At 67.0% G+C, this 24,550-nt stretch carries 23 protein-coding genes; 13 read left to right on the top strand and 10 right to left on the bottom strand.

Going from position 1 to position 24,550, the window contains the following annotated elements; translation table 11 throughout:
* The first annotated feature begins 5 nt into the window (after nt 1–5).
* From HHL27_RS10675 to HHL27_RS10630, 10 genes are all read left to right on the top strand, one after another.
* Complete coding sequence (locus HHL27_RS10675; RefSeq protein WP_169493628.1) at nt 6–182, top strand: cbb3-type cytochrome c oxidase subunit 3; 177 nt, start codon at nt 6–8, stop codon at nt 180–182.
* Nucleotides 169–1,086 (top strand): cytochrome-c oxidase, cbb3-type subunit III, encoded by a 918-nt coding sequence (ccoP, locus tag HHL27_RS10670; RefSeq protein WP_169493398.1) that lies wholly within the window; start codon nt 169–171, stop codon nt 1,084–1,086. The genes HHL27_RS10675 and ccoP overlap by 14 nt, the downstream gene beginning before the upstream one ends.
* A gap of 60 nt (nt 1,087–1,146) precedes the next feature.
* Nucleotides 1,147–2,634 carry a cytochrome c oxidase accessory protein CcoG gene (gene ccoG, locus HHL27_RS10665; protein ID WP_169493397.1) on the top strand — a complete coding sequence of 496 codons (1,488 nt, stop codon included), beginning with the start codon at nt 1,147–1,149 and terminating at the stop codon, nt 2,632–2,634.
* On the top strand, nt 2,631–3,116 hold the full coding sequence (locus HHL27_RS10660) for a FixH family protein (protein WP_338114877.1): 486 nt from the start codon (nt 2,631–2,633) through the stop codon (nt 3,114–3,116). The genes ccoG and HHL27_RS10660 overlap by 4 nt, the downstream gene beginning before the upstream one ends.
* The gene (locus HHL27_RS10655) at nt 3,089–5,239 is read left to right on the top strand and encodes a heavy metal translocating P-type ATPase (RefSeq protein WP_169493396.1); all 2,151 of its coding nucleotides are present in this window, start codon (nt 3,089–3,091) and stop codon (nt 5,237–5,239) included. Before HHL27_RS10660 ends, HHL27_RS10655 begins: the two co-directional genes overlap by 28 nt.
* Nucleotides 5,236–5,385 carry a cbb3-type cytochrome oxidase assembly protein CcoS gene (gene ccoS / locus HHL27_RS10650; RefSeq protein WP_169493395.1) on the top strand — a complete coding sequence of 50 codons (150 nt, stop codon included), beginning with the start codon at nt 5,236–5,238 and terminating at the stop codon, nt 5,383–5,385. Before HHL27_RS10655 ends, ccoS begins: the two co-directional genes overlap by 4 nt.
* Nucleotides 5,382–5,660, top strand: coding sequence for a hypothetical protein (locus tag HHL27_RS10645; RefSeq protein ID WP_169493394.1), 279 nt, complete (start codon nt 5,382–5,384; stop codon nt 5,658–5,660). The genes ccoS and HHL27_RS10645 overlap by 4 nt, the downstream gene beginning before the upstream one ends.
* Complete coding sequence (hemN, locus tag HHL27_RS10640) at nt 5,650–6,996, top strand: oxygen-independent coproporphyrinogen III oxidase (protein ID WP_169493393.1); 1,347 nt, start codon at nt 5,650–5,652, stop codon at nt 6,994–6,996. Before HHL27_RS10645 ends, hemN begins: the two co-directional genes overlap by 11 nt.
* A 116-nt stretch (nt 6,997–7,112) precedes the next feature.
* The gene (eda, locus tag HHL27_RS10635; RefSeq protein ID WP_169493392.1) at nt 7,113–7,730 is read left to right on the top strand and encodes a bifunctional 4-hydroxy-2-oxoglutarate aldolase/2-dehydro-3-deoxy-phosphogluconate aldolase; all 618 of its coding nucleotides are present in this window, start codon (nt 7,113–7,115) and stop codon (nt 7,728–7,730) included.
* Between the two features lie 48 nt (nt 7,731–7,778).
* Complete coding sequence (locus HHL27_RS10630; RefSeq protein WP_169493391.1) at nt 7,779–10,571, top strand: phosphoenolpyruvate carboxylase; 2,793 nt, start codon at nt 7,779–7,781, stop codon at nt 10,569–10,571.
* A 33-nt stretch (nt 10,572–10,604) separates the two neighbouring features.
* Here HHL27_RS10630 and HHL27_RS10625 read toward each other — a convergent pair whose 3' ends face one another.
* Nucleotides 10,605–12,683: a beta-galactosidase gene (locus HHL27_RS10625; RefSeq protein ID WP_169493390.1), complete on the bottom strand. Its 2,079-nt coding sequence runs from the start codon at nt 12,681–12,683 to the stop codon at nt 10,605–10,607.
* A gap of 262 nt (nt 12,684–12,945) precedes the next feature.
* Between HHL27_RS10625 and sthA the strand changes: the two genes are divergently transcribed.
* Complete coding sequence (sthA, locus tag HHL27_RS10620; RefSeq protein WP_169493389.1) at nt 12,946–14,337, top strand: Si-specific NAD(P)(+) transhydrogenase; 1,392 nt, start codon at nt 12,946–12,948, stop codon at nt 14,335–14,337.
* Nucleotides 14,338–14,349: 12 nt separating this feature from the next.
* Here the strand turns inward: sthA and HHL27_RS10615 are convergent, their stop codons facing one another.
* Nucleotides 14,350–14,853 (bottom strand): hypothetical protein, encoded by a 504-nt coding sequence (locus HHL27_RS10615; RefSeq protein WP_169493388.1) that lies wholly within the window; start codon nt 14,851–14,853, stop codon nt 14,350–14,352.
* 170 nt (nt 14,854–15,023) lie between these two features.
* Between HHL27_RS10615 and HHL27_RS10610 the strand changes: the two genes are divergently transcribed.
* Complete coding sequence (locus HHL27_RS10610; protein WP_169493387.1) at nt 15,024–15,266, top strand: hypothetical protein; 243 nt, start codon at nt 15,024–15,026, stop codon at nt 15,264–15,266.
* Here HHL27_RS10610 and HHL27_RS22790 read toward each other — a convergent pair.
* The 8 genes from HHL27_RS22790 to HHL27_RS10575 form a co-directional block, all read right to left on the bottom strand.
* Nucleotides 15,263–15,898 (bottom strand): potassium channel family protein, encoded by a 636-nt coding sequence (locus HHL27_RS22790; RefSeq protein ID WP_338114875.1) that lies wholly within the window; start codon nt 15,896–15,898, stop codon nt 15,263–15,265. The two genes, HHL27_RS10610 and HHL27_RS22790, sit on opposite strands and share 4 nt — an antisense overlap.
* Before the next feature lie 14 nt (nt 15,899–15,912).
* Nucleotides 15,913–16,368, bottom strand: coding sequence for an ion channel (locus HHL27_RS22785; RefSeq protein WP_338114874.1), 456 nt, complete (start codon nt 16,366–16,368; stop codon nt 15,913–15,915).
* 252 nt (nt 16,369–16,620) lie between these two features.
* Entirely contained in the window at nt 16,621–17,883 is a 1,263-nt protein-coding gene (locus HHL27_RS10600; protein WP_169493386.1) for a cystathionine gamma-synthase family protein, read from the bottom strand.
* 54 nt (nt 17,884–17,937) lie between these two features.
* Complete coding sequence (locus HHL27_RS10595) at nt 17,938–19,059, bottom strand: HupE/UreJ family protein (RefSeq protein WP_169493385.1); 1,122 nt, start codon at nt 19,057–19,059, stop codon at nt 17,938–17,940.
* Nucleotides 19,052–20,413 (bottom strand): tetratricopeptide repeat protein, encoded by a 1,362-nt coding sequence (locus HHL27_RS10590; protein WP_169493384.1) that lies wholly within the window; start codon nt 20,411–20,413, stop codon nt 19,052–19,054. Before HHL27_RS10590 ends, HHL27_RS10595 begins: the two co-directional genes overlap by 8 nt.
* Nucleotides 20,414–20,438: 25 nt before the next feature.
* The gene (locus HHL27_RS10585; RefSeq protein WP_169493383.1) at nt 20,439–21,179 is read right to left on the bottom strand and encodes a hypothetical protein; all 741 of its coding nucleotides are present in this window, start codon (nt 21,177–21,179) and stop codon (nt 20,439–20,441) included.
* Nucleotides 21,179–21,841 carry a hypothetical protein gene (locus HHL27_RS10580; RefSeq protein ID WP_169493382.1) on the bottom strand — a complete coding sequence of 221 codons (663 nt, stop codon included), beginning with the start codon at nt 21,839–21,841 and terminating at the stop codon, nt 21,179–21,181. Before HHL27_RS10580 ends, HHL27_RS10585 begins: the two co-directional genes overlap by 1 nt.
* 177 nt (nt 21,842–22,018) lie before the next feature.
* On the bottom strand, nt 22,019–23,371 hold the full coding sequence (locus tag HHL27_RS10575; protein WP_206069555.1) for an SLC13 family permease: 1,353 nt from the start codon (nt 23,369–23,371) through the stop codon (nt 22,019–22,021).
* Between the two features lie 212 nt (nt 23,372–23,583).
* Between HHL27_RS10575 and HHL27_RS10570 the strand changes: the two genes are divergently transcribed.
* Nucleotides 23,584–24,546, top strand: a complete 963-nt coding sequence (locus tag HHL27_RS10570; protein WP_206069535.1) for an SAM hydrolase/SAM-dependent halogenase family protein — start codon at nt 23,584–23,586, stop codon at nt 24,544–24,546.
* Nucleotides 24,547–24,550: the final 4 nt, after the last annotated feature.

Below are 24,550 nucleotides of genomic sequence, written 5' to 3'. Positions count from 1 at the left end.
TCTCCATGTCCACCCACTCCACCTACGACCTGCTGCGCCATCTGGCGGACAGCTGGGGCCTCGTCGCGATGGGGATCGTGTTCCTCGTGCTCTGCCTCTGGCCGTTCCGGCCGGGCGCGCGGGTGACGAACGACGAAGCGGCGACCTCGATCTTCAAGGATGAGAACGATGGCGAACGATAAGCGCATCGACGAGGCCACGGGCGTCGAAACCGTCGGCCATGAATGGGACGGCATCGAGGAATTGAACAATCCGCTGCCGCGCTGGTGGCTGTGGACGTTCTACGCCTCGATCGTCTTCGCAATCGGCTACTGCGTGGTCTATCCGGCCATTCCGGGTCTGCACAGTGCGACCGCCGGCACCTCCGGCTGGTCGAGCCGGGGCGCACTGGCGCACGAGATGAAGGAAGCCGACGCCGAGCGCGCCGGCATCCGGGCCGAGATCGCAGCCACGCCGGTGGAACAGCTCGCCAGCAACGAAAAGCTGCTGCGTGCCTCGATCGAAGGCGGGCGCGCCGCGTTCAAGGTCAACTGCGTGCAGTGCCACGGCGCGGGCGCGGCGGGGGCCAAGGGCTATCCGAACCTCAACGACGACGACTGGCTGTGGGGCGGCGATATCGCCACGATCCACCAGACGCTGCAGCACGGCGTTCGCCAGCCCGGCGACGATGCCACGCGGATGAGCCAGATGCCGGCGTTCGGGCGCGACGGCATCCTCACGCCAGCGCAGGTGCAGGACGTGGTCAGCCACGTCCGCGTTATCAGCGGGCAGGAAAAGCCGAGTGGTTCTTCGCAGCGCGGCGCGGCCATCTTCGCGGCCAACTGCGCGGTGTGCCACGGTGGCGGCGGTGAAGGCGGGCGCAACGTCGGCGCGCCGCGCCTCAACGACGCGATCTGGCTCTATGGCGGGGACCGCGCGACGCTGACCGAGACGGTGACCAACGCCCGCTATGGCGTGATGCCGGCCTGGGGCAGCCGCCTCGATCCGGTCACGGTCAAGATGCTCGCCGCCTACGTCCATTCGCTGGGCGGTGGTGAAGCGGCGCCGGCACCTGCTGCGGCGCCAGCTCAGGCGGCCGCCAAATAATCGGGTGGGGCCGCTGCATCCGACCACGGACCGGCGGCCACCCTTTTCAGGACAGATCCCATGAACCTCGCGCACGATCCCAAGCTCACCCGCGCGGACCATTCCGAAGAAATCGGCTTCTACGAAAAGCGCAAGGGCGTGTTCCCGCGCGGCAGCGACGGTCCGTTCCGCCGGCTGAAGTGGGCAATCATGGCGTTCTGCCTGATCGTCTACTGGGGAACACCCTGGCTGCGCTGGAACCGGGGGCCTTATGCCCCCGACCAGGCGGTACTGGTCGATCTCGCCCATCGCCGCTTCTACATGTTCCAGATCGAAATCTGGCCGCACGAATTCTACTTCGTGGCGGGCCTGCTGATCATGGCGGGGATCGGGCTGTTCCTCGTCACCAGCGCGGTGGGGCGCGCGTGGTGCGGCTATGCCTGTCCGCAGACGGTGTGGACCGACCTGTTTCAGCACGTGGACCGGCTGATCGATGGCGACCGCAACGCCCAGATCCGTCTGCAGAACGCACCGTGGACGCCCGCCAAGATCGCGCGGCGCACCTTCAAGTGGGGCGTCTACCTTGCCATCAGCTTTCTCACCGGCGGCGCGTGGATCTTCTACTTCGCCGATGCGCCCACGCTGCAACGGGAGTTCTGGACCGGCACGGCGGCACCGGTCGCCTATGCCACGACGGCGGTGCTGACTTTCACCACCTTCTGGCTCGGCGGGTTCATGCGCGAACAGGTGTGCATCTACATGTGCCCCTGGCCGCGCATCCAGACCGCGATGCTCGATGAACGCTCGCTCACCGTCACCTACAAGGACTGGCGGGGCGAACCGCGCGGATCGGTCAAGGCGGCTGCGAAGCGGGCGGAACAGGGCCTTGATCCGCTTGGCGACTGCATCGATTGCAAGCAGTGCATCGCGGTTTGCCCCACCGGCATCGACATCCGCGAAGGGCCACAGATCGGCTGCATCACCTGTGCGCTGTGCATCGATGCCTGCGACAAGGCGATGGCCGATGTCGGCCGCCCGCGCGGGCTGATCGACTATTTCACGCTGGAGGATGCCGACAAGGTCAAGCGGGGCGAGGCGCCGACGCCGGTGCTGCGCACGATCTTCCGTCCGCGCACGCTGGTCTATTTCGGCGTATGGGCAGGGATCGGCGTGGCCATGCTGTTCCTGCTGGGATCGCGCACCCGGCTCGACCTGTCGGTCGCCAAGGATCGCAATCCCGAGTACGTCATGCTGTCCAAGGGCGAGGTGCGCAACGGCTTCACCGTCAAGCTGCGCAACATGGAGGACCGGCCTCGGCCCGTCACGCTGTCGATCGACGGGCTGCCGGGCGGTGCCATCTTCACCGACGAGATGGATGCGGCGCTGGCAAGGACTGTGCTCTCGGTCGAGGTGCCGGCCGATACGACCAAGCGCATGCGCGTCTACGCCATCGTGCCCAAGGGTGCGAAGCCCGCTGAATTCTTGTTCCAGATCAAGGCGCTGGACAAGGAAGGCGGGCAGGACAGCGTCCGCACCACATTCACTACAGCGGAAGGAAACGGCCAGTGACCCAGCAGCGCCGTGCAGACGAGCCCCGCCACAGGGGGCAATTCACCGGAATGCATATGGCCGCGATCATGGTCGCGTTCTTCGGCGTGGTCATTGCTGTCAACGTGCTGATGGCCCGGCTCGCCACCTCGACCTTCGGCGGCGTGGTCGTCGAAAACTCCTACGTCGCGAGCCAGCACTTCAACACCTGGCTCGACGAGGCGAAGGCTGAGAAGGCGCTCGGCTGGAAGGCGCTGGTAGAACGAACGGGCAGTGACCGCGTCGAAGTGCGGCTGCGCGATGCGGCGGGCAGGGCGCTTGGGGGCGTGAAGCTCAGCGCGGTGGCGGAACATCCGCTCGGCCTGCGTGCCGACGAAACCCTTGCCTTCCGTGAGAGCGCGCCTGGCGTCTATGAAGCGCCGCTGCCTGCCGGACGCTGGCGCCTGCGGCTTGCCGCGCGCGCGCAGGGCCGCGAATGGCGCACAGTCGGAGACGTCCAGTGACCGCCGCCGCACGCCGGATCTCAGGCGAAGCGGCTGTCGAGCTCCACAGCGTGTTCTCGGTCCCCGGAATGCATTGCGCCGGGTGCATGGGGAAGGTCGAACGGAGTCTTGCCGCCGTGCCGGGGGTTGCTTCGGCGCGCACCAACCTGACCGCACGGACCGTCGAGGTGGTGCACGAACAGGGCGTCGAGACGCCCAACCTGATCGCCGCGCTTGCCGGTGCCGGGTTCGAAGCGCAACCGCGCGTCGATATCGAGGAAGCGCCCTCGGCGGTAAAGCCGCTGCTGGCACCGCTCGCCGTGGCGGCCTTTGCCTGCATGAACGTGATGCTGCTTTCGGTCAGCGTCTGGTCGGGCGCGGAAGGCACCACGCGCGAGATGTTCCACTGGCTGTCGGCGGCGATCGGCGTTCCCGCCATCGCCTATGCCGGAAAGCCGTTCTTTTCCTCCGCCTTCGCCGCATTGAAGCGCGGGCGGACCAACATGGACGTGCCTATCTCGATCGGCGTCACGCTCGCCACCAGCCTTTCGGTCTACGAGACCGTCACCGGTGGCACCGATGCCTGGTTCGATGGCACGCTGATGCTGCTGCTGTTCCTGCTCGCGGGCCGCGCGCTCGACGCGATGATGCGCGATCGCGCCCGCGCGGGCGTGGATGCGCTGCTGCGCCAAGCGGCGACAGGGGCGATGGTCGTGGACGCCGATGGTGCGACGCGCTGGGTCACGGCGGCGGCGCTGGTGCCCGGCATGGTGATGCGCGTGGCGGCGGGCGAACGGCTTGCCGCCGACGGTATCGTGATGCGCGGCAACAGCCGGTTCGACCAGTCGCTGCTGACCGGCGAAAGTGCGCCCGTCCCTGCGCGCGAGGGCGAGGCGGTCCATGCGGGAACGCTCAACGTCGATGCCCCGGTCGACGTGCGGGTCACGGCGGCGGGCACCGATACGGCGCTTGCTGAAATCGCGCGGTTGATGGAGGCGGCGGGCCAGTCGCGCTCCGCCTATGTCCGCATCGCCGATCGCGCCTCGCGGCTCTATGCCCCGGCGGTGCACACGCTGGCGGCGCTGACGTTCGCGGGCTGGATGCTGGCAGGCGCTGGGCTGTATCATTCGCTGGTCATCGCCATCGCGGTGCTGATCATTACCTGCCCCTGCGCGCTGGGCCTTGCCGTGCCGGTGGCGCAAGTCGTGGCGGCGGGCGCGCTGATGAAGCGCGGCATTCTCGTCAAGGACGGCTCGGCGATGGAGCGCCTAGCAGAGGTGGACCGCGCGCTGCTCGACAAGACGGGTACCCTCACGCTCGGACGGCCCGTGCCCGATGAGGCCGCGCTCGATGCACTGTCGGCCGCTGATGCATCGGTCGCGCTCGCGCTGGCGAGTCACAGCCGCCATCCGCTCTCGCTCGGCCTGGCGCAGGCGCTCGCCGCGCGCGGCGTCCATGCGGCGGAACTGGGCGATGTGGCGGAAGAGCCGGGCAGGGGCGTCAGCGCAACCTGGCAGGGCCGCCGCGTTTCGCTGGGCCGTCCGTCGGTGGCCGATGGCATGGCCGCCGCACTCGATACCGGGATGGGCCCCGCGCGCGTGATCGGCTTTGCCGACCGCCTGCGGCCCGATGCGCTGGACGCGCTCGATGCGCTGGAAGGGCTTGGCATCGAATGCTCGATGCTGTCGGGCGACGGAATCGCCGCCGTCACCGAGATCGCGCGCCAGACCGGGCTCACTGCGCGCGCCTCTGCCTCGCCGGCCGACAAGCAGCAGAACATCGCCAGCCTGCAAAGCGTCGGGCGCAAGGTGCTGATGGTGGGGGACGGGTTGAACGACGGCCCCGCGCTCGCCGCAGCCGATGCCTCGATTGCGCCGGGCAGCGCGAGTGACGTCGGGCGGCAGGCTGCGGACTTCGTGTTCACCGGCGACAGCCTGCTGGCCCTGCCGCGCGCCGTCCGGGCGAGCCGCCGGACGATGCGGGTGGTGCGGCAGAACTTCGTGCTGGCGATCGGCTACAACGTGCTGGCGGTGCCGCTGGCGATGGCCGGGATCGTCACCCCGCTGATCGCGGCGGTGGCCATGTCGACCAGCTCACTGATCGTGGTCGCCAATTCGCTGCGGCTGCAGGGGGCGGCGCGATGACATCGATCGCCTTCCTGTTGCCCATCGCGCTGGGTATGGGTCTTTGCGGATTGGCGGCATTCTTCTGGGCGCTGAAGCGCGGCCAGTTCAGCGATCTGGATGGCGCGGCGGCGCGCATCCTGATCGAAGAGGACGAGGAGCGGTGAGCCGCGCGCTCGCCTTCCTCGCCCCGCTCGCGGTGCTGCAGATGGCGCTGCCGGCGCCTGCGCAGGCGGCCTTCGTTCTCGTGCCGATCTGCGGCGAGCCGGGCCATTCCGCACCGATCCGCATTCCTAGTCGGAACGAGGGGCCCGGTCGCAGCGACGGGCCGGGTGGCGCGCCGTGCTGCAAAATTTGCCATATCTCAATGCGCAAGCGGATCGGCGGCGATAGCTGTTGCGACCATGGCGAACCTTCTGAGGATGAGGCCGATGTCGGCTGATGCGTCGCGCAGCGAAAGCTACGGCGACTGGACCTATTATCCGGAGCTGCTGGCAACGCCGGTGCCCCGCTACACGAGCTATCCCACGGCGGCCGAGTTCGTCGAGGAAAGCTTCGAGGAGGCGCAGCGAACCGCGTTGCAGGCCGTGCGCGGCAGTGCCTCGCTCTACATTCACATTCCCTACTGCCAGGAAATCTGCTGGTATTGCGGCTGCAACACCGGCGCCGCCAACAAGCGCCAGCGGCTCGCCTCCTATCTCGAGGCGCTGCATCGCGAGATCGAGATGGTCGGCGAACTGCTCGATCCGTCGGTACGGATCGGGCGGATTTCGTTCGGCGGGGGCAGCCCCAACGCGATCAAGCCTACCGACTTCGTCCGGCTGATCGACGCGCTGACGCTGAACTTGCGGATGGAGAGCCCGGTGCTTTCGATCGAGCTCGATCCGCGCAGCATCACGCCCGACTGGTTCATGGCGATCCGCGGCATCGGCGTGATCAAGGCGAGCATGGGCGTGCAGACTTTCGATCCGCGCGTGCAGACGGCCATCGGGCGCGTGCAACCGGCCGAGATGATCGAGCGCGCGGTCGAAGGTCTGCGCCGGGCCGGCGTCGATTCGATCAATTTCGACCTGATGTACGGCCTGCCGTTCCAGACGGACGCGGTGCTGGCCGAAACGCTCGACCGGACGGTGGCGATGGGCGCGGACCGGGTGGCGCTGTTCGGTTATGCCCACGTGCCGCACATGATCCCGCGCCAGCGCCGCATCGATGCGAGCGAGCTGCCCGACCAGCGTGCGCGCTTCCGCATGGCGGCAGAAGGGCACGTGCAGCTGGTCGATGCAGGCTATCAGGCGGTCGGCTTCGATCACTTCGCGCGGCCAGGGGACGATCTTGCCCGTGCGGCGCTGGCGGGCACGCTGCGGCGCAATTTTCAGGGCTTCACCGATGACGATGCCTCCACGCTGATCGGCCTTGGCGCGAGTTCGATCAGCGAGTTCGACGGGCTGTTCGTGCAGAACGAAAAGAACGCCGGGCGCTATCGCATGCTGGTGGGGGCAAACCTGCTGCCGGGGCGCAAGGGCGTGGTTCGCACAGTGGAGGACCGGCGGCGCGGGGCGATCATCACCGACCTGCTGTGCCAGGGCCACGCCCGTGTGGACCGCGACCTGCTGATCGCCGCGCGCGACCGGCTTGATGGATTTGCCGATCGCGGGATCATCAGCCTGGACGGGGATATGCTGGTGCTCGAACGGGGCAGCGAACCGTATGCCCGGTCGGTGGCGGCGCTGTTCGATGCCTATCGCGGCGGGGCGCACCAGTTCAGTTCGGCGGTTTGACCGCACCTGTCGTGGGGTAATAGCTATGCGCGGGCGCGGTTAGCGGCTGCACAATAAGGTGTTGCGCGTTAGTCGTGAGGCAGACCATCATCTGTCCCATGAAAGAGTAGCGCCCCATGAAGCCGATCGAAACCATCATGCGCACCGCGCCCGTGATTCCGGTGCTGGTGATCGACACGGTGGAACATGCCGTTCCGGTGGCCCGCGCGCTCGTCGCCGGCGGCCTGCGCGTGCTGGAGGTGACGCTGCGCACGCCCGCCGCGCTCGATGTGATCCGCGCGATGAAGGGTGTCGAAGGTGCCATCGTCGGCGCCGGGACCGTGCTCAACCCTGATCAGCTGAAGGCTTCGATCGATGCGGGCGCGGAATTCATCGTTTCGCCCGGCCTGACCCCGCGCCTGGGCGAGGCGGCGGTGGCTTCGGGCATACCGTTCCTGCCCGGCACGGCGAATGCGGCCGATCTGATGCTGGGGCTGGATCTCGGCCTTTCGCACTTCAAGTTCTTCCCGGCGGCAACCTCGGGCGGGCTGCCCGCGCTCAAGGCGCTTGCCGCGCCGTTCCACACCTGCAAGTTCTGCCCCACCGGCGGGATCACGCTCGAAACCGCGCCGGACTGGCTCGGGCTCGATCCGGTCCTTTGCGTGGGCGGGAGCTGGATCGTTGGCAAGGGCGTTCCCGACGAGAGCAAGATCGAAGCCGCGGCGCGCGCCGCTGCGGCGCTAGCACAAGGCTGAAGCGCGCGCATCGTGGCAAAGAGTGCGCGCAAGGGGGGTAATCGGGCGATGAAGACGGTAGAAGCCTTGCGCGAACGCCTGCAGGTCCTGCACCAGCGGACGGCGGAAACCCCGCTGTTCAATCCCGTCTTCCAGCTGAGCCACGACTTGTCGCGCCAGCTCGAAGGCGGGGCGCTCTCGCTCGACGGGGTTGAGTCGCTCGTGGCGGAGCTGGAGTGCGAGGCGCTGCAGAGCCGCGCCGCGCGCCTGCGCCGTCTGATTGCGCCCACCGATCCCGCCCAGAACCTCGAGCGCGTCGCGGCGCTGCTGAATGAGGAAGACGGCTTTTCGGAATTCCGCGCGCGCTGGGAAAAGCCGCTGCTGCATGCGGTGTTCACCGCGCACCCGACGTTCCTGCTCAACCCGGTTCAGTCCGATGCGGTGGCCACTGCCGCGCTGGCTGATGATCCGCTGGCCGCGACGGTCTGCACCGTGCCTGCCGATGGCCCGGCGATCACGCTCGATTTCGAGCATGTCGAGGCGATGGACGCGATCGAGCGCGCCGGCACCGCGCGCGACAGGATCGTCGCCGCGCTGCTCGGCCATGCGCGCGCGCGCTGGCCGGGGCGCTGGCTCGATTTCCGCCCCCTGCCGTTCCGCTTTGCCACCTGGGTCGGATACGACATGGACGGGCGCACCGACATCGGGTGGCATACCTCGATCTCGTATCGCCTCGCCGAAAAGGCGCGGCGGCTTGCAGGGTATCTCGCCTCGCTGCAGGCGATCGATGCGGCGCATCCGCTGGTCGCGACGCTCGAAGCGGCGCAGGCCCATGCGGCCGAGATGGCCAGCCTGTTCGTGCGCCCGCTCGATGCGCCCGATGCGCTGGCCGCAGCGGCCAATCGCCTGACGGCGGACGATCCGGCCAAGCTGCTGAGCCTTGCCCCGCTGATCGCCACGCTGGAGGCCGATGCCAAGGCAGCGGACGGCGAGAAGGCGCTGGCGCTCGCGACGCTGGCGGCGGCGATGCGCGCCGACGGCCTCGGCATGGGCTGGATCCACTTCCGCGTGAACGCCAGCCAGCTGCACAACGCGCTGCGCCGCCGGATCGACCCCGACGCCACGCTCGACCTTTCAAGCAAGAGCGCGATTTCGCGGCTGCGCGAACTGCTGGCCGACGTGAAGCCGCTGCGCGTCAACTTCGCCGCGCTGGCGATCGAGACCAGCACGGCGATGCGCCAGTTCCTGGCCATGGCGCAGATCCTGCACCATATCGACGCCGATGCGCCGATCCGCATGCTGATCGCCGAATGCGAACAGCCGCAGACGGTGCTTGCCGCGCTCTATTTCGCCAAGCTGTTCGGCATCGATGACAAGGTCGACGTATCGCCCCTGTTCGAGACGGAGACCGCGCTGGAACACGGCGGCCGCTTCCTCGAAGCGCTGCTGGCCGAGGAAAGCTATCGCGATTACGCAAGGCTGCGTGGCCGCGTATCGATCCAGACCGGCTTTTCGGATGCCGGCCGCTTCATCGGCCAGCTTCCAGCAGCGCTCGCCATCGAACGTCTGCAGGGCCGCCTGGCCGAAGCGATGAAGGCGAGCGGCCTCACCGATGTGGCCGCACTGATCTTCAACACGCACGGCGAATCGATGGGTCGCGGCGCGCATCCCGCCGGCTTTGCCGATCGGCTGACCTGGCCGCTCTCGCGCTGGGCACGGGCGCGCTTTGCCAAAGCCGGGATCACGCTCGAACCCGAAGCAAGCTTCCAGGGCGGCGACGGCTACCTGTTCTTCCGCAACGACGACCTAGCGCTCGCAACGCTGACCCGGATTGCCGAGGCCGAGGCGGCCATCGCCGGGGAGCTCGTAGAAGGGGCACGCGATCCGTTCTACGACCGCACCGACCTCAGCCTAGATTTCTACCGCTCGATCCGCCGCGTGCAGCGCGAACATCTGGAAAGCGCGACCTATTCGCGGGCGGTCACCGCGTTCGGCCTGGGCCTGCTGAAGGCCACCGGCAGCCGCGTGTCTCGCCGCCAGTCCGACGTGGGCTCGGACCGGACGATGAGCCTGCGCCAGATCCGCGCGATCCCGCACAACGCGATCCTGCAGCAGATCGGCTATCCGGTGAACGTGATCGCCGGCGCAGGCACGGCGGCGGGTGACGAGATGGAGGCGATTGCCGACCTGCTCGGCCATTCGGGACGCGGCAGCCAGCTTGTGCGCCTGCTGCGCAGCGCAAACGGGCTCGCCTCGATCAAGACGGTCGCGGCCTATGGCGAACTGTTCAATTCGGCCTATTGGGCGAGCCGCCCCTATCGCGGCACCGAAACCGCGCTGGAGACGGCGTGCCTGACGATGGCCGAGCACCTGACCAAGGACGATCGCGCGGGCGTGTTCCGCCGCCTGGTTTCGCGCCTGCGGGTCGATTGGATGAAGCTGCATCGCCTGCTGGCGCTGACCGCCGGGGGTTCGACCGAGCGCGATCCGGCAGCCGATGCGGAACGGCGCAATATCGGGCTGCTGCAGTCGGTCCGGCTCGCGCTGCTGATGCACATGTTCCTGCGCGCGGTGCAGGTGCCGCCGTTCGCGCGGTCGAACGACGTCAGCCGCGACGATGTGCTGGAAATGGTGCTGTCGCTGCGCGTGGAGGATGCGCTGGCGCAGATGCGCCGTGCCTATCCGGTGGTCGAGCCCGAAATCTCGGACTTCGCGGTGGACGAGCCGACCGACTTCCCTGACAGCCAGGGTGAGGATTACGGCGCGATCCGGGCGCGGTTCATCGATCCCATCGAACGCGCGCACGCGCTCAACCTGCGCATCGCGGTGGCCATCGCCAACTATTTCGGGGCCCACGGCTGAGCAGCGCAGCTGGGCCGCTTGCGGGCTCGCGGCTCAATCCTCGGCCAGCACCGCAACGCCCCAGGCCGGCAGGTCGATAGGCTGGCGCGCGCCCACGGCCTTGCCGCTCAGCAGATCGTGCGCGGCAGGCAGGGCGATCGGTACGCTGGCGGGCGTTGCGGCGTAGTTGAGCACGTAATGCACCCGCTTGCCATCGGTCAGGATGCCAGATCGCTGGATCAATGGCCAGTGCAGTGCCGGTCGTTGCACCCCGGCGCGATCGCTCGCTTCGGCAAGGATCTTCTCGGCCAGTTCCGGTGAGGGCATGAAGCCCAGGTATTCCACTTCGCCCTTGCCGAAGGCGTTGCGGGTCAGGGCTGCCGTCCCCGGCCAGCCGCCGCCATCGTAACGCGCCAGCACGCTGGCCGTCGTCGGCTGAAGCATCTCCTGCCAGTCGCTGGCGGTGTTCGCGGGGCCCGCCTTATAGGGATCTCCGGCCAAGGTGACGCCTTGCGGCACCGCGAATTGGCTGAAGGTAACGCCCGCCGCTTCGGCCAGCCCGCCCGGCTGGACGCTGGCGCGTACGCGGGTGTTCTCGTCCGAAAAGCCGCTCTTGAAGGTGTAAAGCACGTGCCCGCCTGCCTTGGCATAGGCATTCAGCTTGGAGATTTCGGCATCGCTCGCGGCATAAAGCGCAGGCACGATGACCAGCTTGTAGCGCGACAGGTCGGCTGCGCCGTCGGGCGAGACGATGTCGGCCTCGATGTTCTGGCGATAGAGCGCATCGTACATCCGGCGCACCACGTCGTTGTACTTGAGCTTGTCGCCGGTGACGAAGGCAAAGGAATCCATCCCCGTAAGCGCGGCGTTGCTGACATAGAGGGCGACCTTGTTATCCTTCTTCAGGTTCACCAACCGCTTGCCGAGACGCTTCAGGTCGGCGCCGATTGTGGACGCTTCGGCCAGGACAGGATTCGGCGCGTAGTCCTGGGAAAGCAGCCCCTTCCAATAGGTTTCCAGCCCGGCGCCGGTGCTGGCCCAGTGCCAGTAGGCGATCATGTTCGCGCCACTGGCAAGGTGGCTATACGCCTGCAGCCGCAACTGCCCGGGGTAGGGCGTCCATTGCGGAAAGCCCTGTGCCTGCGTTTCCACGACAATGTAGTTTTGGCCACCCTTGATCGAGCGGGCAAGGTCGCCGCCAAAGGCAATTTCGGCGCCGGTCAGCGCACCTTGCGACGGGTGGTAGATATCGACGCCGGCCACGTCGAGCGGGCGCGCGGCCTGCCAGTGGTTGACCTCTGGCTGGACGCCATAGGAATAGCCGCGCCATTCAAGGTCGAAGTTCTGCGTCAGGAATTGCTTCGGCCGGGCATGCGCTCGGACGAGGCCCGCCTGCCAGGCGAGGTATTCGTTGACCAGCCCGCGCTGGTATTCGGCGAACGCGTTGCCGAGGCTTGCGTTGATCGTGCCGGTCACGTCGGGAAAATCCTCCCAACTGTTGATCCGGTTCGACCAGTAGTCCAGCCCGAATGTCTTGTTCAGCGCATCGGTGGAGCCGAAGCGCTCGCGCAAGCTTGCCTGGAACGCAGCCTGGACGCGGGCGGAGGCTACGCCATAAGCCTTGGTTTCGTTGTCGAGCTGGTACCCGATCACGGCCGGGTGATCGCGCACGTGGTCGATCAGTGCCACGATCACGCGTTCTGCGGCTGCGCGGAAATCGGGGTCGGTGATGTCCATGTTCTGACGCGGGCCGTAACGCGCGGGGCCGTCCTTGCGCACCACCAGCACGTTGGGATGGGCCTTCGCCAGCCATGTCGGAATGGCATAGGTCGGTGTGCCGACGATCACCTTGATGCCGTTGCGGTGCATCGCGACAAGCGTGCGGTCGATGCTGGTGAAATCGAACTGGCCAGGCTGGGGTTCGAGCGTCGACCACGTGCTTTCGGCGATGCGCACCACGGAGATGCCGGCCGCCTTCATCATCGCGGCATCCTGCTCTGCGCGAGGCGATGGCGTGTATTCGTCGTAGTAGGCCGCGCCGAACAGGACCGTATCGGGGAGCGAAGGCGCTGCCTGCGCGGGCACCGCTGCGATCGAAGCGGCAATTGTGGCGACGCTGCAGACAAACTTCACCACGTTCTCCCACCCTAATGACTTACGCTGTCAATCGATAGCGAGCTGCATTGCCCGCGCAAGTCAATTGTATGAGTAATTGCAGCGATCGAGCCATCAAGGGTTTTGGCCCGCCACGCTTAAGCGCGTAGCATTGCGGATCGGACGCGAAGGGCCTTTGCCAGCTCTGCGCGCGTAAGGGGAGTGTCCTGACAAGGCGCCAAGCGCCGGTTCTTGCAAGATCTTGCGGGAGTCCGTGCGCCAGTGCTGGGGGGCACAAGGCATGGATGCATATGACCTGATCGTCATCGGCTCGGGACCGGCGGGCCGCCGCGCGGCCGTGCAGGCGGCCAAGCTGGGCAAGCGGGTGCTGGTGGTGGAAGGCCGCCGCCGGGTGGGCGGGGTCTCGGTCCATACCGGCACGATCCCGTCGAAGACGCTGCGCGAAACCGTGCTGAACCTTTCGGGCTGGCGCGAGCGCGGGTTCTATGGGCATTCGTATCGTGTGAAGCAGGAGATCGGCGGAGACGACCTGACCCACCGCCTTGGCAAGACGCTGGAGCACGAAGTGGCCGTGCTGGAGCATCAGTTCCACCGCAACATGATCCGCACGATTTCGGGCACGGCGCGCTACACGGGTGCGCACGAAGTCACGATCACGCGCGGCGACGGCAGCGAACTTGCGGTGCATGGCGAGCGCGTGTTGATCGCGGTGGGCACGGTGCCGTTCCGCCCCGACAACGTGCCCTTCGATGGCACCCACGTGATCGATTCCGATACGATCATCGAGGACCTGCGCGTGCCGCGCAGCCTGTGCGTGGTGGGCGCGGGCGTGATCGGCATCGAATATGCGACGATCTTTTCCGCCATGGACGTGCCGGTCACCCTGGTCGAGCCGCGCGAGACCTTCCTCGATTTCGTCGATCGCGAGATAATTGACGAATTCACCCACGAACTGCGCGATCGCGGCATGATCATCCGCCTCGGATCGCCGGTCGCATCGGTGGTGAAGGACCCCGGAGGATGGGTCACCACGACACTGGCCGACGGACGGAGCGTGCGCAGCGAGATGCTGCTCTATGCCGCCGGGCGCACCGGCGCGACCGCAGACCTCGGGCTCGAGCATTGCGGGCTGGCCACTGACCATCGCGGGCGCATCGCGGTCGATCCCAAGACGTTCCAGACGAGCGTGCCCCACATCTATGCCGCGGGTGACGTGATCGGCTTCCCGAGCCTTGCCTCCACTTCGATGGAGCAGGGCCGCATCGCCGCCTGCCACGCCTTCGGCCTGCCGCTGCCGCCCGCGCCGCAGTACTTCCCTTATGGCATCTACGCCGTGCCCGAGATCTCGACCGTGGGCATGAACGAACAGGAAGTGAAGGCGCGCGGCATCGGTTACGAAGTGGGCATCGCGCGCTTCCGCGAAACCAGCCGGGGACACATCATGGGCCTCAACTCCGGCATGATGAAGATGCTCTTCTCGTTGAAGACCCGCCGCCTGCTCGGCGTGCACATCATGGGCGAGGGCGCGACCGAACTGATCCACATCGGGCAGGCGGTGCTGAACCTCAAGGGCACGCTCGACTACTTCATCGAGAACACCTTCAACTATCCGACGCTCGCCGAAGCCTACAAGATCGCCGCCCTCGATGCCTGGAACCGCATGCCGAAGTGAGGTGATCTGGTTCTACATAAGCGTGGGGCGCACCAGCGGGAAGTGGAGCAGGGCGGCGAGCGGCGCTGCAGGATCGGGCACCCCTTGCACCACGTTGTCGGCCACTTGCAGCACGGCCTGCTCGTGCTCGCCCATGAAGCGCGCGATCGCTGCGGCTTCGGCGTCCTCCTCCGGCGTGACCAGCGTGGCGAGTTCGAGATAGCGGGGCAGGTAGGTCGCGCGGATCATGTCGCCCAGCGCGTCGAACCGGTCCGTCCACGGCAGGGAACTGAGCTGGTTGGCCGCCGCCGCACCGCCCACACTGGTGCCTTCGCTGTCGGTGATCGGAAGGCCAAGCCGGGTGAGCAGTGGCCGCATCACCACCTTGGCCTCGGTTTCCGCCTGGAGCAGCGTCGAGAGGATATAGCGCTGCTCGCCGTCCTGCGCCCGAACCAGCATGACTTCGAAAACCGCTTCGGCGGCATAGACGCTCAGATAGACGTCGAGCAGGCATTCCTTGAACCGCGCCGAAACCATCGCTCCCCCCCCCCCCTTGTTCACCAAAATATATGCGCGACGCAGCTTGCGGGTGATAGTGGCCCAAGGGGTGAGCCAATGCCCCGCAGTCGTTGCGGCGGGGATTGACGTCTGCCGTGCAAACGCCACTTTGCGATGAGGGTGACCGACCCTTTGTGCATAGGCTCGCCATGAAATTCAAGACACCCGCTCCGTGGTTTGCCGCCAAGCGATACGGCTATGGCGTAGGGATGCCAATCGCGTGGCAGGGCTGGGCACTGCTGGCGACCTATATCGTGGCGATGGCGCTTTCGAACGCGATGCTATCGGGTTGGCAGCGCCCGGTCGCGATGGGCGTGGCAACTGTCCTGCTGGTGGTCATCGCATCGCGCCGCACGCAAGGCGGATGGCGCTGGCGCAACGGGCGGGATTAGGTCGACCAGGTCCGCCCCTGCTTCACCGGCCGCGCCGGCGTGGTGAAGATCGCGCCGGCCGAAAGGCGGCTGCCGCGCACCACCAGCATGACCTGATCGCCCGCCTCGATCTTCACGTCCTCGCCCGGATGCTCGATCGACTGGCCATTGGCGCGCTCGATGCGCACGATGAAGAACGCACCGTTGCCGCGCCGCTCTGCTTCGCCCACGCTTTCGCCGGTCAGCGCGCCCTTTTCGGCGGCCCGCACCACCTCCAGGTCAAGGCCGAAGTCGTGGAGGTTGCGCTTGACCGCCCCCATCTCCGCGCCTTGCGTCACCGCATCGGTCGCGGGGTAGAGGATCAGTTCGGTGATCCGTTCGGCGCCGATGTGCGTGGGCAGCACGACCTTGTCGGCGCCGGCGTGGAACAGCTTGCTTTCGGTGCTGGGGGCTTCGCCGCGCGCGATGATCTGGACGCGGGGGTTGAGGTTCTTGGCCGAAAGCGTGATGAACACGTTGGCGGCATCGTCGGGCAGCACTGACGCGAGCACGCGGGCGCGTTCGATCCCGGCATCGCGCAGCGTCTCCTCCTGCGTCGCTTCGCCGATCAGCGTCAGGTAGCCATGCGCCTTGGCCTCCTCGGCCTTGGCCACGCTTCGTTCGAGGATCAGGAAAGGTGCCGCGCCTCGGTCAACGCCTTGGCGAGTTGCACGCCGATCCGGCCATAGCCGCAGATGATCGCGTGGTTGTTCAGCTTTTCGATCTCGGTCTGCATCTTGTCGAGCCCCAGCAGGCGACGGAACTGGAAGAGGGTGAAGACCTGCACGAGCGCGCCGGTCAGCACGATCATGCCGGTGCAGCCGAGCACGATCGTCATCGTCGTCCACAGCCGCAGGAACGTGGTGTCGACCGGGCGGATCTCGCCATAGCCGACCGAGAAGATCGTCAACAGCACCATGTAGGCCGCATCGCCGAGCGGCCAGCCCGCGCGGACGTAGCCCATGGTCGAGATGACGAACAGCGTGGCGACATAGATCACCGTACCCGACAGCAGCCGCAGCGGCGAGCCGAGCACGGAATTGGCGCCCGCCGAGAGCGCCGAGAGGTCCCCGTTTCTGTCCATCCCGCGTGCGATCTTGGGGGAAGCGCGTGGAGCTTGTCCAGTGTGTCTCGACTTCGCTCGACACGAACGGATCGGTGTGAGCTTACGGTGGCCGTTCCACCCCGTCCGCCCTGAGCTTGTCGAAGGGCTGCCCTTCTTGTCGGTCAGGGAGGGGCTGCAACGAAGAAGAACGGCCCTTCGACAAGCTCAGGGCTACGGAGACGGAAACCTTGCCTCCGATACTGGCGAGCGAAGTCGAGCGGTATTACAGGCCTAAATCGCGTCGAGCGCCTGCGCGAAGTCGGCGATCAGGTCGTCGGGGTCCTCGATGCCGATCGACACGCGCACGAGGTTGTCGGTGATGCCGAGCGCGGCCTTGCGCTCGTCCGGTACGGAAAGATGCGTCATCGCGGCAGGATGGCTGGCGAGCGTTTCGGTGCCGCCGAGGCTGACCGCGAGCTTGGCGATGCGCAAGGCATCGAGGAAGCGGAAGGACTCCGCCTCGCCGCCCTTGATGAACAGCGAGAAGGTGGAGCCGGCGCCGCTGCAGTGGCGGTCGAAGATGTCCTGCTGGCGTGCGTCGGCGATCATGCCGAGGTAGCCGAGGCCGTCGACCTTGGGATGGTCCTTGAGGAAGGCGCAGACCTTGGCGGCGTTCTCCCCGGCGCGGGTCATGCGCAGCTCGACCGTTTCGAGGCTCCTCAGCAGCATCCACGACGAATGCGGATCGAGGATCGTGCCCATCACGTTGCGAAGCGAGCGGATCGGGTCCATCCACTTCTTCGCGCCCGACAGGCCGCCGGCGACAAGGTCGGAATGGCCGCCGACGTACTTGGTCAGCGAATAGACCACCACATCGGCGCCATGGCGCAGCGGCTGCTGCCACAAGGGGCCGAGGAAGGTGTTGTCGATCGCAATCGGCGCGCCGTCCGCGCCCAGCACCGCGTCGCGCGCGGCGCGCACCGCCTCGATGTCGACCAGCGCGTTGGTCGGGTTGGCCGGGCTTTCGAGATAGACCAGCGCCAGCTTGCCGCCCTGCTTCGCCGCCTGCGCCTTGCCCTGTTCAAGCAGGGCCGCGATTTCGGCCTGCGTCGCTCCGGCAGGGAAGTCCAGATACGTCACGCCGAAGCGAGAGAGGATCTTGGCGATGAAGGTTTCGGTCGCGGCATAGAGCGGGCCCGAATGCACCACGACATCGCCTTGCCCGCATTGGGCGAGCAGCAGCGTGGCGATGGCGGACATGCCGCTCGAGAACACGAGGCTCTGTTCCGCTTCGTCCCAGATGGCGAGGCGATCTTCGAGGATTTCCTGGTCGGGTCCGTTGAACCGGCCATAGACGAGCCCGTCCGCGCCGCCCGGGCGCTTGCCGGTGATGCCTTCGAAATGGCGCTTGCCCGCCGCCGCGCTTTCGAAAGCGAAGGTCGAGGTGAGGAAGATTGGCGGCTTCAATGCGCCTTCGGACAACTTGGGGTCGTAGCCCGCGCCCATCATCCGGGTGGAAGGCTTGAGCGTGCGGTCGGACGGGCTGGCGGTCATCGGAAATCCTCTGGCAAAACTCTATTGGTTTCAACTGTAACCAACAACTGACTGCTATGCCAGCCCGGTTCGCTCGGCGAGCCAGACAAGCGCGGCAAGGCCGGTCGCGCCCGCCAGAACGAGCCGCACTGCGTTGCCGTTCCGCAGCCGGGGCAGCGTCATCAGAACCGGCAGAGCGACCAGCACGACGATCAGCTGCACCGCCTCGATGCCCAGGTTGAAGCCGAGGATCGCGGTGGCCCGCGTCGCAAGGTCGAGCCCGAAGTTGGCGATGGTGGTGGCGAAGGCGAGGCCGTGGACAAGGCCGAACAGCCCTGCGACGATCGCCTCGCGCCCCGGGAACAGCGGCCTTGCCGCATGGATCGCAGAGACGAGGACCGAGAAGGCGATCCCCGCTTCGACCGGCGCTGCGGGGAGGCGTGCGCCGAACAGCGCGGCGAGGATCAGCGTGGTGCTGTGACCGATGGTGAAAGCGGTAACGATCGCGGCGAGATGGCGAATTGTCTCGCGGGTCGAGCGCCTTCCGCTCCAGCGACCGCCGCGCGCCAGCAGCGGCGCGGGGAGCAGCAGGGCTAGCAGGAACAGCAAGTGGTCGGTCCCCTCCGCGATGTGCCGCGCACCGAGGCGGAACGCGCTGGCAAGGAGCGAGGGCAGGCCGACATCGCCTCGGTCGACCATAAGGCTGGGCCGCGCAGCGGTGAGCGCGCCTACCAGTTCGCGCGCCTCCGCCGTGCCGCCGACGAGATCGCCGCCGACGACCAGCAGCGCGAAATGGGTCGGGACTTCACTGGTTATGACGCGCCAGTCGAAGCGGAAAGCGCGGTCGCTTGCGCCGGGAGGTGGCAGCAGCACGAGGCTGGCGTGGAGATCTGGCGCCCCGGCGATCGTCTCGAAGCGCAGCCGGCGTATTTCCACCTTCCAGTGCGCGCCCGATGGGGCGACGACGGCCATGTGCGAGAGCAGGTAGCGCGATGCGGCGCTTATGCTGCGAGGGCTGTTGTCGGTGGCAAGCCCGGTCGCGTAGCCGAATTCGCTCTGCGGCACGACCACGTCGGCGGTGACTGCACCGGGGGCGAAGTCTAGCCGAATTTCGGAATTGGGCGTGAGGTGTGCGGCGGCAGGCGTGGACAGGAAAAGCAGGAACAGTGTCGCCAGCCAGCGCCGCAATTCAGTCATGCCCGAACCACACGTACCGCGCGGCGGGATCGGCGGCGTGGGGATTGATCGCCAGCGCGGCATTGCGCGCGGCTTGCGCCTCGCCGTCGCGGCCCAGCGCGTCCAGCGCCTCGGCCTTTTGCATCAGCAACAGCGCAGAGCGCCAGCCGCCCTTTTCGGCGCGCTCGATCGTCGCCAGCGCAGCCTTGGCATCGCCGGTCAGCAGTTGTGCGCGGGCGAGCAGCGCCAGCGTCGCGCCGTGGGGGCGCAGCGCGGCGTCCTTGCGCGCAAGGTCGAGTGCGCGGGCCGGATTGCCGACCGCCAGTTCATGCTCGGCAGCGTGGGCATAGGCTGCAGTGGGGAGGGCCGCCACGCGCCTGGCCCACAAGGTTCCGGCGCGCGCAGCCCACACATTGCTGGCATCGCGCCGCCCCTGCAGACGCAGCAGGTGGGCGAGCGCGTCCATGACTTCGGGCGCGTTGCTGCGGTTCGCAAGATCGGTGTAGCGGTGCACCGCTTCGTCCGCGCGCCCCTCCACTGCGGCTTGCTGCGCGACGAAGGCCTGCGCCAGCCATTGCCCGGGAAAGACCGCATCGGCCCAGCGGACCCATCGACCGGCCGTGGCCCAGTCGCCCGTGGCATAAGCGATGGTCGCGCGCTGCAGCGCGGCGGTCTGCAGCGCCTGGCGCGTCAGCCGCTTGCCGCGAAGCACCGCATTGACCCGGCGACGGGCAAGTTCCGGATCGCCGGTGCGCAGCGCGAGCATCGACTGGCGCAGCGCAAGGCCAGCATTGTTGGCCGCTGCCTCTGCCTTGCCGTAAAGATCGCGTGCTGCTGCATAGTCGCCACGCTGCATCGCGACATCGCCGCGCAGGGCGAGGGCGCTCGATGCTTCGTCGGGCAAGGGCTTTGCTGCTTGCGCGTCAAACCTCGCCAGCGTCGTTTCGACTTCCGGTAGGCGGTGCAATGTGTTCGAAAGCGCCGCGCGGCTGAGGCTCGGCCCGGCGGGGTATTCGGCCAGCGCAAGCGCTTCGGTCAGCGTGCGGTCCGCCTCGGCAAGGTCGTCCCAGCGGCCGGTCAGGCGGTAACGACCGACCAGCGTGTCGCCCAGGATCTCAAGATGGAGCCAGTCCTTTTGCCCGCGCTCGATCCGCTCGCGCGCGCCGGTGATCTGGCTATCGGCCAGCACAATGGCTTCGGCCGCGGTCTTCGGGCCGAACCACGGACGGATGGCGACGGGGTCGGGGTCCGGAGGGCCCTGATGGTGCTGGCGCCATGACCGTACGCCAAAGCCTGCCGCCAGCACCACCAGGACGGCGATAAGCAGGAGCAACGGCCAGGGCGCGCGGCGCCTGCTTTCCCCGGTTTCGTTCATTTAAAGGGCGACCGAAACGCGTGGGTCAGGAGGTCTTGGCGCAAATCTTGAGGCCCAGCCCAACCAGATCGTCTCCGATCAGGTGGAACAGCTCGCCAAGATCGGCCTTCTCCTCCGCGAAGTACTTGTCCGTTTCGTCCGTAGCGGGATTGTCGTCGTTGTACTCAACCTTTTTAGGGCTGCGGATCAGTGCGGTGGCCACGGCCGGATTGCCCATGCGGTCGACGTTGACGTAGGCGCTGTCGGCATCGGTGCGGAAGTTGAAGCCACTGCCCGTGCCGCTCGCCACCTGCGGTGATCCGTTGGGCGTCGCCAGGAACGGGAAAGTGAGGCTGAAGGGCTTGTCGTTCGATGGCGGATCGAGCGGGATATTGGCCAGTGTGTTCGGACCCTGTCCCGAAGCGCTCATGTCGAGGAACAGCGTTGCCAGCAACAGGTCGACCACGGGATCGGACGGGTGGCGGCCATTGGGCCAGCGTGTCGCGCGGGTAATATCGAGTTTGAGCGTATCGGGGATGATGATTCCCTTCAGGGTGGCGGTAGCCCCCGTCTGGCCCTGGATCGTCTGGGTGAAGCACGGGCTGACATCGTAGGCGATCTCGGTCGCGGTGGGCGTCGCAGTGGGCGTGCTGGTAGTGCTCGGCAGCGGAGCCGGCACGACGACGGTGCTGCCCGCGCCATCATCGCCACAAGCCGCGAGGGTGAGGACCAGCGCAAGCGGCGCGGCAAACAACGCAGCGGCGCGGATGGGGAACGTGTTGGCCATCACAGGTTCCCTCCGAAGCGCAAGGTCTGGCCCCACAATTCCAGCTGGCTGACATCACCGCCGAACTTGGCGTCAGGAATTTCGAACACGATTGCAGTGTCGTTCTGCCCGTCGAAGAAATTGCGGTTGTTGCGGATGCGGATCTCGCCGAACGAGCGCGTTTCTCGAAAGCCGATCAGGTCGAAGAAGAACGGTTCGTCGAACAGGCCGGCGCGCGCCTTGACCCCGTCTTTTTCCAGCGTGGCTTCGACCGGCCCTTCGATCGTGCCGACCCCGGGCACGCCTTCGAAGCGCACGCCCCAGTCCTTGTCGCCCGATCCCTTGCCGAAGCGGGCCCGGATCGTGAATTCGTCGGTGGTGCCGGGCGCCTTGGTCGAGATGTGGATCTTGTAGAGAACGTCTCGATCGTAGTGCAGCGGATCGGTCGTCGCGACAGGGCCGGCAAAGGTCATCGCGATCTTCACCGTGCCGTTCGAATGCCAGGCGAAAACGTCGGCGATATCGGCGGGCACATCGGGCGTGGCGTCGAAGCCGGCGTCGGTGCGCGTCGGCGGATCAAGATGGTCGGCGCTCATCGCGCTGTCCGACGGTACGAATGCGATACCAACGAGCGCCGCGCTCAAGGCGCCGCCTGCCAGCAATGACGTGATGATCCTGCGCACGGTATGGCCCTCTTCCCGTTGCCGGTTTGTGGTGGTGCGCCCTATCTGGCCTGCTCGCCCGGTTCTTGCTGTGTCGCCGGTCACAATGGTGAACGACGACGGGGCGGCGGCCTACGCGTGATATCTTAGTGCCAAATTGGCGGAATGGGGAAGAGGGAAATGTGCGGAGCGCACTGGTCAGAAGTGCAGCACCTGCGCCACCGACCAGACCACCACGACAATCAGGACCGCGCCTGCAAGATCGAGCGCAAGCCCCGCCTTGAGCACGCGCGGCATGGCGATGTGCCCGGTGGCCCAGGCGAGCGCGTTGGGGCCAGTGCCGGCCGGTAGCATGAAGCCCCAGCTGGCGGCGAGCGCGGCGGGCAGGGCAAGGAGGATCGGATCGGCCCCCAGCGCGCCGCACAGCGCGGCGACAACCGGCATGATCCCGCTGGCCGCGGCAATGTTGCTGGCAAATTCGGTCACGACCACGACGAAGGCGACCAGTACCAGCGCCACGATCGGCAGGGGCACGTTGGCCAGCGGCAGCATGGCTTTTCCCAGCCAGTCGGCGAGCCCCGATTCGCTCATCCCCATGGCCATCGACAGCCCGCCGCCGAACATCAGCACCACGTCCCACGGTGCGCGGTTCGCTTCCTTCCACAGCAGCATCGGACGGCCCGTGCCATCGGGCAGCACGAACAGGACAAGGCCGGCGATGGCGGCGATGGTGCCGTCGGTCAGCCCGCCTTTCGGAAACAGCGGCTCGGTCAGCGGCTGCGTCACCCAGGCGAGCACGGCGAGCGCAAACACCGGGACAAGGCGCTTTTCGGGAAGCGTCCATTCGACCGAGTGCTCGATCGCGTCGCGCGCGGCGGCGGGATCGAAGCTGTCGGCGCGCAGGCCGTGGACCCGCGCGATCAGCCACGCGGCAAGCGGCACACCGATCAGCACCACCGGCATGCCGAAGGCCGACCACTCGATGAAACTTATTTGGACGCCCAGCGTGCGGTCGAGCAACGCGACGGCGATGGCGTTGGTCGGCGTGCCGACGATCGTTCCATATCCGCCCAGCGTGGCGGCGAAGGCGACCCCCATCGGCAGCGCACCGGCCATGCCGTTGGTCTCGCCCGGCTTCACCCCGCCCGAGGCGAGAATAGCCAGCGCCATCGGCATCATGATCAGCGCGGTCGAGGTGTTGGAGATCATCGTCGAGATTGTCGCCGTCGCTGCCATCACCGCCAGCAGCAGGCGAAACGGACTGGACCCCGCGTGGCGCAGCATGGCGAGCGCAAGGCGGCGGTGCAGACCGGTGCGTTCAATCGCGAGGGCGAGGAACGCGCCGCCGACGAACAGGAACATGATCGGCGAATAATAGGCGGACGCGGTCTTATTGGCATCGGCCACGCCGGTGAGCGGCAGGACGATGAATGGCAGCAGCGCGGTGGCCGACAGCGGCATCGCTTCCGTCATCCACCACACCGCCATCCACCACAGCAGGCCGGCGGCGTACCACGCGGGTTGCGGCATGCCTGCCGGGGGCGCGAACATCAGCGTGGCCGCAAAGCCGAGCGGGCCGACGACGAGCGCCAGCTTGCGTAGATCGAATGCCGCCACGGTGTTCCCCCAAATCCCTTTGGCATGTGGGGTAGCATGGCACGGCCGGCACGGGGAAGGGGGGCTGCCTGCAAAGCCCGACCCGCTCCCTTCTTGGCTATCCCGCCTTGAACTGCGCAGACGCATCGCCGAGAAGGACGGCGTAATTGTTCGAGGGGGACGTCATGTTCAAGCGCTGGATCGTTCTTGCGGGCCTTTGCACGGGCCTTGCCGCCTTGCCGTCAGCGCTGGCGGCGCAGCCCGTTGCCGCGCCCGCTGCACCGGCGGCGGCGCCAGCCCGCGCGCCCTTGGTGCTTATGACCGACTTCGGCACCGTCGATGGTGCCGTCTCGGAAGTGAAGGGCGTTGCCTATGGTGTGTCGCAGGACCTGCTGATCTCGGACTTGTCGCACCAGATCGACGGCATCTGGGACGGTGCCTATCGTCTTTACCAGGTCGCGCCGTACTGGCCCAAGGGCACGGTGTTCGTCACCGTGGTCGATCCGGGCGTGGGCACCAGCCGCCTGTCGATCGGCGTGCGCACCCGCGCCGGGCATTACTACATCGGCCCCGACAACGGGCTCTACACCCTGATCGACGAGGTCGAGGGCATCGACGAGGCGCGGGTAATCGACGAGAAGGTCAACCGTCTGGCCGGTTCTGAAAAGAGCAACACCTTCCACGGGCGCGACGTGTTCGGCTACACCGGCGCGCGGCTCGCATCGGGCACGATTTCATGGGAGCAGGTCGGGCCCAAGGTCGATCCGGCCAAGCTGGTGCGGCTGTCCTACCAGCATCCTGTGCTTGAAGCCGGCGTGCTCAAGGGCATGATCCCGGCGCTCGATGTCGCCTATGGCAATGTCTGGACCAATGTGCCGCAGGACCTGTTCGCCAAGGCCGGGTTCAAGCTGGGCGACAAGGTGAAGGTCGAATTCCTGAACGATGGCAAGGTCGTCGATACGGTGGTCGCGCCTTATACCCGCACGTTCGGAGACGTGCCGGTCGGGCAACCGATGGTCTATATCAACAGCCTGCTCAGCGTCGCTGTGGCGCTGAACCAGGGTGATTATGCCAAGGCGCACGGGATCAAGGCAGGCGCGGGCTGGTCGGTGCGGATCACCCGGCCGTAGACCC

The sequence above is a fragment of the Novosphingobium olei genome (assembly GCF_012927405.1).
In the GTDB taxonomy this organism is placed as follows: domain Bacteria; phylum Pseudomonadota; class Alphaproteobacteria; order Sphingomonadales; family Sphingomonadaceae; genus Novosphingobium; species Novosphingobium olei.
The sequence above is the reverse complement of the archived record's forward strand: the minus strand, read 5'-3'. Positions and strand labels throughout refer to the sequence as shown.

What these genes read in the sequence shown, in the direction of transcription:
- HHL27_RS10675 (WP_169493628.1), top strand. Translation starts at nt 6, where the DNA reads ATGTCCACCCACTCCACCTACGACCTGCTGCGCCATCTGGCGGACAGC.
- ccoP (WP_169493398.1), top strand. Translation starts at nt 169, where the DNA reads ATGGCGAACGATAAGCGCATCGACGAGGCCACGGGCGTCGAAACCGTC.
- ccoG (WP_169493397.1), top strand. Translation starts at nt 1,147, where the DNA reads ATGAACCTCGCGCACGATCCCAAGCTCACCCGCGCGGACCATTCCGAA.
- HHL27_RS10655 (WP_169493396.1), top strand. Translation starts at nt 3,089, where the DNA reads ATGGCGCACAGTCGGAGACGTCCAGTGACCGCCGCCGCACGCCGGATC.
- ccoS (WP_169493395.1), top strand. Translation starts at nt 5,236, where the DNA reads ATGACATCGATCGCCTTCCTGTTGCCCATCGCGCTGGGTATGGGTCTT.
- hemN (WP_169493393.1), top strand. Translation starts at nt 5,650, where the DNA reads ATGTCGGCTGATGCGTCGCGCAGCGAAAGCTACGGCGACTGGACCTAT.
- eda (WP_169493392.1), top strand. Translation starts at nt 7,113, where the DNA reads ATGAAGCCGATCGAAACCATCATGCGCACCGCGCCCGTGATTCCGGTG.
- HHL27_RS10630 (WP_169493391.1), top strand. Translation starts at nt 7,779, where the DNA reads ATGAAGACGGTAGAAGCCTTGCGCGAACGCCTGCAGGTCCTGCACCAG.
- sthA (WP_169493389.1), top strand. Translation starts at nt 12,946, where the DNA reads ATGGATGCATATGACCTGATCGTCATCGGCTCGGGACCGGCGGGCCGC.
- HHL27_RS10615 (WP_169493388.1), bottom strand. Translation starts at nt 14,853, where the DNA reads ATGGTTTCGGCGCGGTTCAAGGAATGCCTGCTCGACGTCTATCTGAGC.
- HHL27_RS10610 (WP_169493387.1), top strand. Translation starts at nt 15,024, where the DNA reads ATGAAATTCAAGACACCCGCTCCGTGGTTTGCCGCCAAGCGATACGGC.
- HHL27_RS22785 (WP_338114874.1), bottom strand. Translation starts at nt 16,368, where the DNA reads ATGGACAGAAACGGGGACCTCTCGGCGCTCTCGGCGGGCGCCAATTCC.
- HHL27_RS10600 (WP_169493386.1), bottom strand. Translation starts at nt 17,883, where the DNA reads ATGACCGCCAGCCCGTCCGACCGCACGCTCAAGCCTTCCACCCGGATG.
- HHL27_RS10595 (WP_169493385.1), bottom strand. Translation starts at nt 19,059, where the DNA reads ATGACTGAATTGCGGCGCTGGCTGGCGACACTGTTCCTGCTTTTCCTG.
- HHL27_RS10590 (WP_169493384.1), bottom strand. Translation starts at nt 20,413, where the DNA reads ATGAACGAAACCGGGGAAAGCAGGCGCCGCGCGCCCTGGCCGTTGCTC.
- HHL27_RS10585 (WP_169493383.1), bottom strand. Translation starts at nt 21,179, where the DNA reads ATGGCCAACACGTTCCCCATCCGCGCCGCTGCGTTGTTTGCCGCGCCG.
- HHL27_RS10575 (WP_206069555.1), bottom strand. Translation starts at nt 23,371, where the DNA reads ATGTTCGCGCCCCCGGCAGGCATGCCGCAACCCGCGTGGTACGCCGCC.